This is a genomic window from uncultured Formosa sp., assembly GCF_947500765.1.
Classification (GTDB): domain Bacteria; phylum Bacteroidota; class Bacteroidia; order Flavobacteriales; family Flavobacteriaceae; genus Formosa.
Window position 1 is genome coordinate 376518 of record NZ_CANMTH010000001.1, and the last position, 12714, is coordinate 389231.

At 34.3% G+C, this 12714-nt stretch carries 12 protein-coding genes; 8 read left to right on the forward strand and 4 right to left on the reverse strand.

What is annotated here, in order from left to right:
* Positions 1 to 25: 25 nt before the first annotated feature.
* Together Q1B05_RS01640 and Q1B05_RS01645 are read left to right on the forward strand one after the other, a co-directional pair.
* On the forward strand, positions 26 to 826 hold the full coding sequence (locus Q1B05_RS01640) for a tryptophan-rich sensory protein (RefSeq protein ID WP_299776870.1): 801 nt from the start codon (positions 26 to 28) through the stop codon (positions 824 to 826).
* 265 nt (positions 827 to 1091) lie between these two features.
* Positions 1092 to 1886 carry an aspartate dehydrogenase domain-containing protein gene (locus Q1B05_RS01645; protein WP_299776872.1) on the forward strand — a complete coding sequence of 265 codons (795 nt, stop codon included), beginning with the start codon at positions 1092 to 1094 and terminating at the stop codon, positions 1884 to 1886.
* Positions 1887 to 2349: 463 nt separating this feature from the next.
* Here the strand turns inward: Q1B05_RS01645 and Q1B05_RS01650 are convergent, their stop codons facing one another.
* The gene (locus Q1B05_RS01650) at positions 2350 to 2544 is read right to left on the reverse strand and encodes a hypothetical protein (protein WP_299776874.1); all 195 of its coding nucleotides are present in this window, start codon (positions 2542 to 2544) and stop codon (positions 2350 to 2352) included.
* Between the two features lie 85 nt (positions 2545 to 2629).
* On the opposite strand from Q1B05_RS01650, the gene Q1B05_RS01655 reads away from it, so the two are divergent.
* Both Q1B05_RS01655 and Q1B05_RS01660 read left to right on the forward strand, forming a co-directional pair.
* Positions 2630 to 2899 carry a helix-turn-helix transcriptional regulator gene (locus tag Q1B05_RS01655; protein ID WP_299776876.1) on the forward strand — a complete coding sequence of 90 codons (270 nt, stop codon included), beginning with the start codon at positions 2630 to 2632 and terminating at the stop codon, positions 2897 to 2899.
* Positions 2900 to 4867: a DUF2075 domain-containing protein gene (locus Q1B05_RS01660; protein ID WP_299776878.1), complete on the forward strand. Its 1968-nt coding sequence runs from the start codon at positions 2900 to 2902 to the stop codon at positions 4865 to 4867.
* On the opposite strand, the gene Q1B05_RS01665 is transcribed toward Q1B05_RS01660, so the two are convergent.
* Together Q1B05_RS01665 and polA are read right to left on the reverse strand one after the other, a co-directional pair.
* Positions 4864 to 5250, reverse strand: a complete 387-nt coding sequence (locus tag Q1B05_RS01665; RefSeq protein WP_299776880.1) for a (deoxy)nucleoside triphosphate pyrophosphohydrolase — start codon at positions 5248 to 5250, stop codon at positions 4864 to 4866. The genes Q1B05_RS01660 and Q1B05_RS01665 overlap by 4 nt on opposite strands.
* 3 nt (positions 5251 to 5253) lie before the next feature.
* Positions 5254 to 8085: a DNA polymerase I gene (polA, locus tag Q1B05_RS01670; protein WP_299776882.1), complete on the reverse strand. Its 2832-nt coding sequence runs from the start codon at positions 8083 to 8085 to the stop codon at positions 5254 to 5256.
* A gap of 199 nt (positions 8086 to 8284) precedes the next feature.
* Between polA and Q1B05_RS01675 the strand changes: the two genes are divergently transcribed.
* The 4 genes from Q1B05_RS01675 (at position 8285) to Q1B05_RS01690 (ending at position 12078) form a co-directional block, all read left to right on the forward strand.
* Positions 8285 to 8893, forward strand: a complete 609-nt coding sequence (locus Q1B05_RS01675) for a TetR/AcrR family transcriptional regulator (protein ID WP_299776884.1) — start codon at positions 8285 to 8287, stop codon at positions 8891 to 8893.
* 8 nt (positions 8894 to 8901) lie between these two features.
* Entirely contained in the window at positions 8902 to 10299 is a 1398-nt protein-coding gene (locus Q1B05_RS01680; protein WP_299776886.1) for an aldehyde dehydrogenase family protein, read from the forward strand.
* A 108-nt stretch (positions 10300 to 10407) separates the two neighbouring features.
* A complete protein-coding gene (locus tag Q1B05_RS01685; RefSeq protein ID WP_299776888.1) occupies positions 10408 to 11643 on the forward strand; it encodes a metallophosphoesterase in 1236 nt (411 codons plus the stop codon).
* A 138-nt stretch (positions 11644 to 11781) separates the two neighbouring features.
* Positions 11782 to 12078 carry a thioredoxin family protein gene (locus Q1B05_RS01690; protein ID WP_299776890.1) on the forward strand — a complete coding sequence of 99 codons (297 nt, stop codon included), beginning with the start codon at positions 11782 to 11784 and terminating at the stop codon, positions 12076 to 12078.
* On the opposite strand, the gene Q1B05_RS01695 is transcribed toward Q1B05_RS01690, so the two are convergent.
* A complete protein-coding gene (locus tag Q1B05_RS01695; RefSeq protein ID WP_299776892.1) occupies positions 12075 to 12701 on the reverse strand; it encodes a polysaccharide deacetylase family protein in 627 nt (208 codons plus the stop codon). The two genes, Q1B05_RS01690 and Q1B05_RS01695, sit on opposite strands and share 4 nt — an antisense overlap.
* Between the last annotated feature and the right edge of the window lie 13 nt (positions 12702 to 12714).

The following is a 12714-nucleotide window of genomic DNA, read 5'->3' on the forward strand; positions in this document are numbered from 1 at the left end:
CATTTAATTTTACAAAATAAATGTTATGAAAAAGCAACTACAACTAGTAAATGGAATTAGTTTTATAGGTATGGTTATCTTGAACTATGTCTCGAATACCGGCATATTAAACCATACAACTATTGGCGAAGTCTCTAAACAATACCATACTTTATTTACACCTGCGGGCTATGCCTTTTCCATTTGGGGATTAATTTATGTGTTGGTTTTAGGATTTGTAATATACCAAGGACGAAGTCTTTTTGTGAAAGTAAGAGACGACGATTTTGTGTTGAAAACAAGCTGGTGGTTCGTGCTGTCTTGCCTTGCCAATTGCTTATGGATTCTAGCATGGATCTATAACTATACAGCGTTATCGTCTGTGTTTATTTTTCTTTTGCTATTTTCTTTAATTCAGATTGTGCTAAAAAACAGCATGGAATTGTTCGATGCTCCAATTTCTGTTATAGCTTTTCTTTGGTGGCCTTTTGTGTTTTATAGTGGTTGGGTTACCGTGGCTAGTATTGCTAAAGTGTCGGCTGTTTTAGTAAAATATAATTGGGATGGTTTTGGTTTATCTCCAACATTTTGGGCCATTAGTCTCATAGCCATTGCAACGGGTATTAATTTGGTGGTAACGTGGACACGAAACATGAGGGAATTTGCACTCGTTGGTGCTTGGGCTTTAGTGGCTATTTATGTGGCGAATACTGATGTTAATACGGCTGTCGCTTATACCGCAATGGGCGCCGCTATACTTTTAGTGATGAGCAGTCTGTATCATGGGTTTATAAATAGAGCCACAAATCCTGGCGTGAAACTTAAGGCATATTTTAAGGAGAAGTAATTAGTGATTAGATTGAGTTTGAGAAGTAGAACTAACTTCAGGCGTGAGCAGTGCGTGAATCATTAGTATACTGCCGAATACGTTCAGAAATACATAGTGGTTCATAATTAATTATACTATTTTATAAATATTTTCGGCATAAGCTTTTCAATATTCAAGATTAAAAAATGATAGTAAAACTAGAGTGATTTAGGTTTTAATTTCTGATATAAATGATATGTTATAAGCATTGGCTATAATTTTTAAAAGCTATATTTTTGTTAGTATGAGAACACAAACATTAGCTATTGTAGGTTGTGGGAAACTTGCAAATATAGTAGTAGAAGCCCTTGATAAAGGGCTGTTATCCGATTATAAACTTATTGGTACGTATTCAAGAACTTTTGAAAAGGCACAACATATTGCCAATCATATTCAAGACTCAGGAGAGCACTGCACAGCGTGTAGCTCTTTGGAGCAACTGTTAGACTTAAAGCCAGATTACATTGTTGAAACGGCCTCTCCAGCGGCGTTAAAAGCATTGGCCATACCAGCATTAAAAAACGGATCTTCTATTGTAACACTGTCTATAGGCGCACTTGCTGATGCTGCTTTTTATGAATTGGTTAAAAAAACAGCTTCAGAACACGGCACACGAGTTCATATTGCATCTGGCGCTATTGGAGGTTTCGATGTGTTAAGAACCGTATCGTTAATGGAAGAAAGTACCGTAACTTTCGATACTACGAAAGGACCAAGACCTTTGAGAAAGACTCCTGTTTACGACGAAATTATAGAAACTGAAGAACGACAAGTTTTTGAAGGGAATGCTATTGAAGCCATTGCCCTTTTTCCTACACAAGTTAATGTGTCGGTGGCTGCGGCATTAGCATCTACTGGACCAGAACACGTTAAAGTAACCATTACATCTGTTCCCGATTACGTAGGAGACGATCATCGTATTGAAATAAAAAGCAAGCAAATTAACGCCGTTATAGATGTGTATAGCCAGACCGCACAAATAGCAGGTTGGAGTGTTGTGAATACCTTGCGAAATATTACATCGCCTATCGCTTTTTAATAGTTATGACTAAAAGTGTTTACAATTTACTTTTAAGTACACAAAGGCTTGATTTGTTCTAGCATGTATTACTTATAATTTAGGTATGGCATCTTCATACTATAACCACGCTATAACCATAAGGTATCTATGGCTTTGGTATGGCTTTGATATGGCGTATCTATGACGCTGACTCGTGCTAAAATAACTTTACAGGTTATTAAATTAATTCTGATATAATTCTACAACTTTCTTACTTAATCCTAAAAACAACTTTACTATTCGCAGAACTCGGTTTGGAGTATGATAGAAAAATAGCGAAATTTATTAAAATGCTATTCACTACATTTAATTTAGGATAATACGATATTCCTAGAACTGTATATTATGAATGGCATAAATAAAAATTAATTTAAACAATTTTTTTGATTTATATTGTCCCTTGGAGGGTATAATTATGTAGTTAATATTATATCCTTTTTCTTTAAAGATAATGAATGTTTTTAATTGCGATTTTACCGCTATAAACAGATTTAAATTCTAAATCATCTAAAAATTCTTCGAATAATGATGCAATGAGATAATTATTAATTGCGTCATCTAAGTCTTTTCCTTTTTCATTTCCTAAATGTTTACCATTCTTGTAAATAGCAAATAATATCATTTTAGATTTATTCATCTTTAATAATTTCTTGAAATCAAATATAAAAAAATGATACTTATTGTATGTTGATCAATGCATACAATAAGTATAGATTCGGTGAATGGTAAATAAGTTTCTACAAAAGGAGTTTGGTGCTAGAATCCGATATTTGAGAACTCAAGAAAAGTTGAGCCAAGAACAGCTTTCTTTTAAAACAGGATTTCATCGAACTTATATTGGAATGATAGAAAGAGGTGAGAGAAATATATCTCTTACAAATATTGCGGTGTTTTCAAAAGCTTTTAAAATGGACATTTCTGATTTACTAGACTTCAAAAATCAGAATCCAAAACTTAGCTATCAAGATTATAAATTTAAGACAGATAGTTAAATGAAGAGAGCTTACTATAATAACACAATCTTAGGTTTTGTAACAGAAGATTCAAATTCAATATTAGGTCAATTAAGCTTAAATCATGCAAATCGTTCTTTAGATGAATTACAAAGGAATGCTTGGATAAAGCAAATTGAAATTCTTAAGGAACAATTGAAAGGAATCGATGGTTCAATTTATTTTGAATTTCAAATTCCAAGAATGGGAAAGAGAGTAGATAATATTATTATTGTTGAGGATTGTGTTTTTGTAGTCGAATTTAAAATCGGCGATAATACATATGGCAAACATGCAGAATTACAAGTAATAGACTATTGTTTAGATTTAAAAAATTTCCATGAGGGCAGTCATTTTGTGAAATTAATTCCTGTATTAATTGCAACAAATGCTGAATCGTGTTCAACTCATACCGAAAAAGTAATTGAACATTATCAAGTTGCAAAATGTAATAAATCGGGAATAAAAGAAATAATTGAGAAATTTACTCAATCTTCAAAAGATAAAATAAATATTGAAATTTGGGAGAATTCAATATATAAACCAACACCAACAATAGTTGAGGCCGCTCAAGCTCTATACAAAGGACACAAAGTAGAGGAAATATCTCGTCATGATTCAGAAAAAATAAATTTAAATAAAACTTCTAATTATATAAATGAAGTTATAAACAATTCCAAGCTAAATAATAAAAAATCAATTTGTTTTATTACAGGAGTACCAGGAGCAGGAAAAACATTGGCAGGCTTAAGTATTGCTAATGAAAGAATGCTAGTAAATGAAGATGAACATGCTGTTTTTCTTTCAGGGAATGGTCCGTTGGTAGATGTTTTGAGAGAAGCTTTAGCTAGAGACTTTGTTTTGACAGCAGCAGAAAGTGGTCAACGTGTTACAAAAGATGAAGCTAAAAGAAAAACAAATGCTTTTATTCAAAACATTCATCATTTTAGGGATGAATATTTAAAGTATGATGTTAAGCCAACTGAGAGAGTTGTCGTCTTTGATGAAGCTCAAAGAGCATGGACCAATAAGCAGGTTAGTTCATTTATGAAAAGAAAGAAAGGTATTGAAGATTTTGATATGTCTGAACCAGAATTTTTGATTGATGTTATGAATCGACATAAAGATTGGTGCACAATTATATGTTTAATTGGAGGAGGTCAAGAAATAAATACAGGAGAAGCGGGGTTAGAGGAATGGGTTAATGCTTTCCAAAAGAATTATAAAGACTGGGAAATTCATTTTTCAAATTCTATTATAAATAGCCCAAATTATATAAAATCTGAAACACAGAGAAAGTGGTTATATCAAAACGGAACCCGTGAAACAGACTTACATTTATCCGTTTCAGTACGTTCTTTTAGGTCTGAGCAAGTATCTGAATTTGTTCATGAATTATTAGAGTTGAATTTAGAAAAAGCTAAAAATTTGTTTTCCAATTGTAAAAAGTCTTTTCCTGTATTTTTAACAAGAGATATGGAAACAGCTAAAAAGTGGTTGCGAAAAGAGAGTAAAGGAACAGAAAGAATAGGTTTAATAGCTTCCTCTGGAGCTAGAAGATTAAAAGCTTTAGGCTATGATGTAAAGAATGAAATTTCTGCTCCAAACTGGTTTCTTAACGATAGTGATGATATACGGTCTTCCTATTTTCTAGAAGATATTGCAACAGAGTTTGATATCCAAGGATTAGAAATTGATCGAACATGTTTAATTTGGGGAGCAAATTTTCATCTAAGTAATGATGAATGGCAATATCAAAATTTTAAAGGAAGCAAATGGCAAAATATAAAGCAAGAAGTAAGTAAAGTGTATCTGAAAAACACATACCGCGTTTTGTTAACTAGAGCAAGACAGGGAATGGTTATTTATATTCCTGATGGCTCAGAAATAGATCACACAAGACCACGAAATTTTTACGATGGAACTTATAATTATTTAAAAGAAATAGGAATTGAAGAATTATTTTAAGCTTTTAAATATTCTTTTAGAATAGGCAAATCAGCTTCAGCCCAATCTAAATTAAGCAATTCCTCTTCATTAGCAAGCAAGAAGTCACAATGTTCTCTTAATTTTAATTCACCCGAAAGGTATTCCGAAACAAAAGGAATTAATTTAATTTTAAAATCTGAATATTGATGAGTAACAGGAGTCAGCCTTGCTTTGATATCAATTTGAATATTTAATTCTTCAAAAATTTCTCTTTTAATACAATCGACTTCAGATTCTCCTGCTTCAATTTTTCCTCCTGCAAATTCCCACTTTAAAGGAAGCTTCATAGTTTCGCTTCTTTGAACAGCTAGAATTTTAGTGTCAAATTTTATGATAGCACAAGTTACAAGAATGGTTTTCATTCCTTAATGCGCCTCCAACCAATTATCACCAGTATCAATTTCTACATCTAATGGCACATCCATAACAAAGGCGTTTTCCATTTCAGTTTTTACTAAGGTTTTAATGGTTTCTAGTTCTGGTTTATACACATCGAACACCAATTCATCATGTACTTGTAGTAGCATTTTTGTTTTAAAATCGCCAGCCACTAGTTTCTCATGTATATTAATCATGGCCAGTTTTATAATATCGGCCGCACTTCCTTGTATAGGCGCGTTTACGGCATTTCGTTCGGCCGCACCACGAACCACAGCATTTCTTGAGTTGATGTCTTTTAAATAACGACGACGCCCTAAAACGGTTTGTACATAACCATTATCGCGAGCAAAATCTATTAACTCGCTCATGTAATTTCTCAATTTCGGATAGGTTTTGTAATACGTATCGATAAGCTCTTTAGATTCGTTTCTAGATAAATCGGTTTGGTTGCTTAATCCGAAAGCCGACACCCCATATATAATTCCGAAGTTCACGGTTTTCGCATTGCTACGTTGTTCTCTGGTCACCTCTTCTAAAGGTACATTAAACACTTTGGCAGCGGTAGAGGCATGAATATCTTCACCGTTTTTAAAGGCTTCAATCATGGTTTCTTCCTGACTTAAGGCTGCAATAATACGAAGTTCAATCTGCGAATAATCGGCAGCGAGTAAAGTGTACTCTTCGTTTCTTGGCACAAAGGCTTTTCTAACTTGGCGACCACGTTCGGTACGGATAGGAATGTTTTGTAAATTCGGGTTATTACTACTTAAACGCCCCGTTGCAGCAACGGTTTGCATGTAATCTGTATGCACACGTCCTGTTGTTGGCTCTACTTGTAGTGGTAAGGCATCTACATAGGTGCTTTTTAGTTTTGCGAGTCCGCGATAGTCTAAAATATGCTGAATAATCTCGTGGTCTTTCGCTAAGTACGATAAGATGTCTTCTGAGGTTGCAAACTGCCCAGACTTGGTTTTTTTAGGTTTATCGACTAACTTGAGTTTATTGAATAAAATTTCACCCAATTGTTTAGGCGATGCAATATTGAATTCTTCGCCAGCTTCGGTAAATATTTTGTCTTGAAGTGAAGCGATATCGTCGTTTAAAGCAATGGCTAAATCGTTTAAAAACGGAATATCTAAGTTAATTCCTTCCAATTCCATATCGGCAAGTACGCGTAGTAACGGTACTTCGATATCGTCGAATAATTTTTGGGTATTGGCTTCTCCTAATTCGTTTTCAAAATGTTCTTTAAGTTGCAGTGTAATATCGGCATCTTCAACTGCATATTCGGTTTGTTTATCAATAGCAACTTGTCGCATTGATAACTGATTTTTTCCTTTCTTACCAATTAGATCTACAATAGGAATTGGCGTATAATTTAAATAGGTTTCGGCTAAGACTTCCATATTGTGACGCATATCGGGATTAATAAGATAATGCGCTAACATGGTGTCGAATAATTTACCTTTTACGGTGATGTTATATTTACGAAGGACTTTAATATCGTATTTTAAATTCTGACCAATTTTTTGAATGTCTTCCGACTCAAAAAACGGACGTAATTGTTCGATAAGTTCTTGAGCTTCGGTTTTGTCTTCTGGAAAAGGCAAATAAAAACCTTTACCGGTTTCCCAAGAGAATGCAATACCAACTAACTCTGCGGTCAGCGGATCTAAGCCTGTGGTTTCCGTATCGAAACATACGCTGGTTTGCTTCATTAGATTTTTAAGGAACAACTTGGTGGCCATCCCTGAGGCTACACTTTGATAGAAATGCGAGGTATTTTCTGCTGTTTTTCTTTGGTTAGGATCTTCTGCTACTGTTTCTGAGGTTGGTGTGACATCGCCGCCAAATAATGAAAACTGTCCGGCACCAGCAGCCGATGCTGTTGGAGCTGCTTTTGTTGTGGTTTGTTCGGTAGCCGTTTCAGGTTGTACCGTAAATATCTTTTCAAAACTATCTACAAGTCGTCTAAACTCTAAATCCTGAAAAATGCCTTTTACAGCATCGATATCGGGATGCGACATTTCAAAATCTTCAGCATCAAAATCTACAGGCACATCCAGCATAATGGTTGCTAATTTTTTAGATAACAATCCAAGGTCTTTTGCGGCTTCAACTTTCTCTTTCATTTTTCCTTTAAGCTCGTGTGTATTTGCTAAAAGGTTTTCCATGCTGCCGTATTGTGCTAAGAATTTCTTTGCAGTTTTCTCTCCAACGCCTGGTAGTCCAGGGATATTATCGGCAGAATCGCCCATCATACCTAGAAAATCAATCACTTGTTCTGGGCGTTCTATTTCAAACTTTTTCAAGACTTCAGGAATACCCCAGGTTTCGTAACCACCACCAAACACTGGGCGGTACATAAAAATATTTTCGGACACCAATTGTGCAAAATCCTTATCTGGCGTTACCATAAAGGTTTTGTAACCTTCCAGTTCTGCTTTTTTAGCTAGGGTTCCAATAACATCGTCTGCTTCAAAACCTTCCTTCACCATAATGGGAATATGCATGGCTTTTAAAATCTCGTAAATGTATGGAACGGCTATTTTTATAGCCTCTGGAGTGGCATCGCGATTGGCTTTATAGGCCTCGAACATTTCTACACGATCGGCACTTCCGCCTTTGTCAAAACACACTGCTAAATGGTCTGGACGCTCGCGTTTAATAACGTCTAAAAGGGAATTTGTGAACCCTAAAATAGCTGAGGTATCCAAGCCTTTAGAATTGATTCTTGGGTTTTTTATAAAAGCATAATATCCGCGAAAAATAAGGGCGTAGGCATCAACTAGAAAAAGACGTTTTTGATCTGACATATGTTTTGTTTTGAAAGAATGTCAAAACTACAAAAAAAGGCTTGTTATTCAGAATTAAAATCAAGAACGACCACATTTGAAATTAGGATTTCAAAGAAGTCTTAAAAAAAGATATAAAGGGTTAAAGTTTTAAGAATGTAGGAGGCTTTAGTCTTTAATTATGTATTTTTATTTTCTCACAAAAATTAGAGATTGCAATATGCAGACCAGTAGACGAGAAATGAATAAAATAGAGAAGCGAGAACGTATTATAAAAGCGTCGCTTATGCTGTTTTCTGAGAAGGGGTTAGAAAACACGTCTATAAGTGATATTGTGGAGAAGAGTAATATTGGTCGCGGCACATTTTATAATTATTTTAATACCCCTAAAGATGTGTTTTGTGAAATTCTGGACGATTTAAATTGTAAAATTAATTTTGAAGTAAAGCAAGCACAAGTTGGTTTAACAACGGCTTACGAATTTTTATATGCGTCTTTTAAAGCCTATTTAGATTTGGTAAGTACCGAAGATATGATGTTGTTTCATAAAAATAATCAAAACCAAATTCGGAGTATTTCTTATGGAAGTGAAAGTATTTTAAGCCTTGTATTGAATATGCAAGAAGATTTAAAGCGATTTCCAGAAGTGACTTTTGTAGATCATAAATACTATAAAATGTTTAGTTTGGTAGCGATATCTTCTGCATCGGAATTATTTGTGTGTTTACATCACCATTATTTTGAATCCTCTAAAAACGAAATGGCTCATTTTCTAGCAAACTTATTTGTTAGCGGTTTGAAAAATTACGGCAGTTCTGAATCCAAATAATTTACTAGATGAATAATTATCAAGATATATTCGACGCTCAAAAAGCAAATCAGTTTGCTGTTGGAAATACAACCTATAAAGAACGAATTGCAAAATTAAAAGCCTTAAAACAAGCTATTGAAGTTGATTTTAAAGATCAAATTCGAGAGGCTTTGTATTCAGATTTTAAGAAGCCTTTTTTAGAAACCGATCTCACCGAAATATATCCTATTCTTAGTGAAATTAAACATGTGACATCCGAATTAAAAGGTTGGATGAAGCGTCAGAAAGTAACCACTCCTATGGCATTATTAGGAGCGTCGTCTTGGTATCTTTACGAACCTAAGGGAGTGTGTTTAATTATTTCGCCATGGAATTTTCCGCTAAATCTTACCTTCGGGCCATTGGTTTCGGCAATTGCAGCAGGGAATACGGTTATTATTAAGCCTTCGGAATTAACCCCTCATACCAGTCAGGTAATGCATGCTATTATTTCGAAATTATTTCCTGAACATGAAATTGCTTTGGTTCAGGGTGAAGTCGAGGTATCGACAGCATTATTAGAATTGCCTTTTCATCATATCTTTTTTACCGGATCTCCTCAAGTTGGAAAAGTGGTAATGAAAGCCGCTTCTGCACATTTAACTTCGGTAACTTTAGAGTTGGGGGGGAAGTCGCCTACTATTATAGATACATCTGCCAATTTAAAAGCAGCGGCAACCCGAATCGCTTGGGGTAAGTTTGTAAATAACGGCCAAACGTGTATTGCGCCAGATTACGTCTTAATACATGAAGATGTAAAAGATGAATTTATTCAGGTGTTTAAAACGGTAATTGCATCGTATTTTGGGCGCGATGCTGCAACATCTAATGCTTATGCTAGAATTGTAAACGATAGGCATTTTGAACGCCTTCAGAATCATATTGAAAACGCAAAACAGCTTGGTGCAAAAATAGAACTAGGTGGACACGTTCAGGAGGCAGATAATTTTATAGCACCTACTATTATTTCTAATGTGCCAGAGGAAGCGTCTGTATTGCAAGAAGAAATCTTCGGCCCAATTTTACCTATAAAAACATACACTGCTATAACCGAAGCTATAGATTACATCAATTCCAAAGAGAAACCTTTAGCTTTATATATGTATAGTAAAAATAAAAAACAAACTCAGCTTGTTATTAATAATACACGAGCAGGAAGTACGTGTATTAATACAAATGTGTTACAATACAGTAATCATTATTTGCCTTTTGGAGGGAGTAATAATAGCGGTATTGGAAAGGCTCATGGTATTTTTGGCTTTCAAGAATTCTCTAATATGCGTTCGGTTTTAAAACAACATACCAAAGGGAGTATCGAGTTTTTATTTCCGCCGTATACCAACTTAAAACAGCAATTAGTAGATTTTACGCTGAGGTGGTTTTAGGTTCTCTTTCTGTCAGCTTCATCTATTATTCCTAGACAATACAGCTTTAACATTTTACTAGGAACGATTAACATCTTAATTTTTAATTTTGCCTGTTAAATCACTCTTATGTTGCGTTGGATTCTATTTTTTGCATTCTATATATTTTTAGATTGGTACGCGTTTCAAGCTTTTAAAGCGATAACAAAACAACGTTTTATTTATTTTGTGTATTGGATTTTGAGTGCTTTGGTTTTAGGAAATTTTATTTACCAAATGCTTCTCAATCCGAGTCATTTAAAAGTGCTTACACATGCTAAAAGTTATGCCTTTGGTTTTTTACTGGTGGTATTGGCACCTAAATTAATTTTGTTAATTGTTTTAGGATTCGAAGATTTGGCACGTTTTCCTAAAGGGATGTCTCGCTATTTTAAAAAGGAAAAACAGGAGTTTGGCTATTTTCCAGAACGTCGTGCGTTTATAAGTAAATTGGCCATTGGTTTAGCTGCTATTCCGTTTGCCAGTTTGTTATACGGTATGTTTAAAGGGAAATACGATTTTCGAGTTTTACAATACACGTTGTACTTTGAAGATTTACCAGCTGCTTTTGATGGGTACCGTATTACTCAGATTAGTGATATACACAGCGGAAGTTTCGATAATAGAGAGAAGATAGAATATGCTGTAGATTTGATAAATGAACAGCAATCTGATACCATTTTGTTTACTGGAGATATGGTAAATAATCTAGCTTCTGAAATGATACCTTGGAAAGATACTTTTAGCCGATTGAAAGCTAAAGATGGAATATTCTCTATTCTTGGTAATCATGATTATGGTGATTATGTGTCTTGGGATTCTGAAGCAGATAAGGCACAAAACTTAGAAGATTTAAAGGGTATACAAAAAGAAATGGGTTTCGACCTTATTTTAAATGATAGCCGATTTCTTGAAAAAGATGGCGAACGTATTGCTTTAATTGGTGTAGAAAATTGGGGAAGAGGACACTTTAAAAAAGCAGGAGATTTAAAACAAGCCGTTTCTAAAATTGATGCCAACGATTTTAAGATATTAATGAGTCACGATCCGTCGCATTGGGAAGATAAAGTTCTAGATGATGCGTACCATTATCACTTAACATTAAGCGGGCATACACATGGTATGCAGTTTGGAATAGAAATTCCGGGTTGGGTAAAATGGAGTCCTATAAAATGGCGTTACAAATATTGGGCGGGTATTTATAAAGTAAAGGGACAATTTATTAATGTAAATCGTGGTTTTGGCTTCTTAGGTTTTCCTGGACGTGTTGGTATTTGGCCAGAAATTACAGTTATAGAACTTAAAAAAGGCCCTGAAACTGCATAATTTAACATAAATGTGATTATTAATTTAGAAATGCTTATTTTTATGTTACAAAACATGAGCAAAAGCCTTATTTTATTACCCTTTTGGGAGATAAATAAGATATTTAACGTAATAAAAAATGCTCTTAAACATTAAAATATGTCAAAATTCGGGGATTTAATAGATGTTAATATTCCAGTATTATTAAGCTTTTTTACCGAGTGGAATGAGCAATCTGTAGCCATGCATCCTGTTTTGCGAGATGTTGCCGCTGCTGTTGGTGATAAAGCTAGGGTGATTAAGATTGATGTTGAAAAAAACAAAGAATTAGCCGAAGCGCTTCGCGTAAAGGGGTTGCCTACATTAATTGTTTATAAGCAAGGTGAAATGAAATGGAGACACAGTGGCGAACAAGATGCAAATACACTTATTGGTGTGGTTAAGCAGTTTCTTTAACATGAAAGTGATTTAAAATCATACCCCTTCTTACTATAATATTCTAAAACTTTTGGTAATGCATATTGCATGTTTTTTGATGCTTTTAAGCTATCATGAAACACAATTATATGTCCGTCTTTGGCGTGTTTAATAACATGTTCTAGGCAATCTTCTGCCTTTAGATTTTTATCCCAGTCAAAAGAAATAATACTCCACATAATAATGCGATACCCTTGTTGCATTAATAGTTTTGCTTGCTTATTTTTAATTTTTCCGTAAGGCGGTCTAAGTAGTTTTGAAGATATTAATTGGGCCGCTTTTTCTACATTCTCGACATACTCTTCTGTATTTGTTTTCCATCCTTTTAAATGATTAAAGGTGTGGTTTCCTATGGCATGTCCGGCTGCTTTGGTATCTTTAAAAACGTCTGGATATTTTCTAACATTATCACCAATACAAAAAAAAGTAGCTTTTGCATTGTATGCTTTTAACGTGTTTAAAACCCAAGGGGTAATTTCTGGGTGTGGACCATCGTCGAATGTGATATAGATGGTTTTTTTACGTAATAAAGGCATATCCCAAACGTAGTTTGGAAATATGCCTTTTATAAATTTTGGTGTTTTAACAGGAATTAATCCCATGGTTATTTTATAA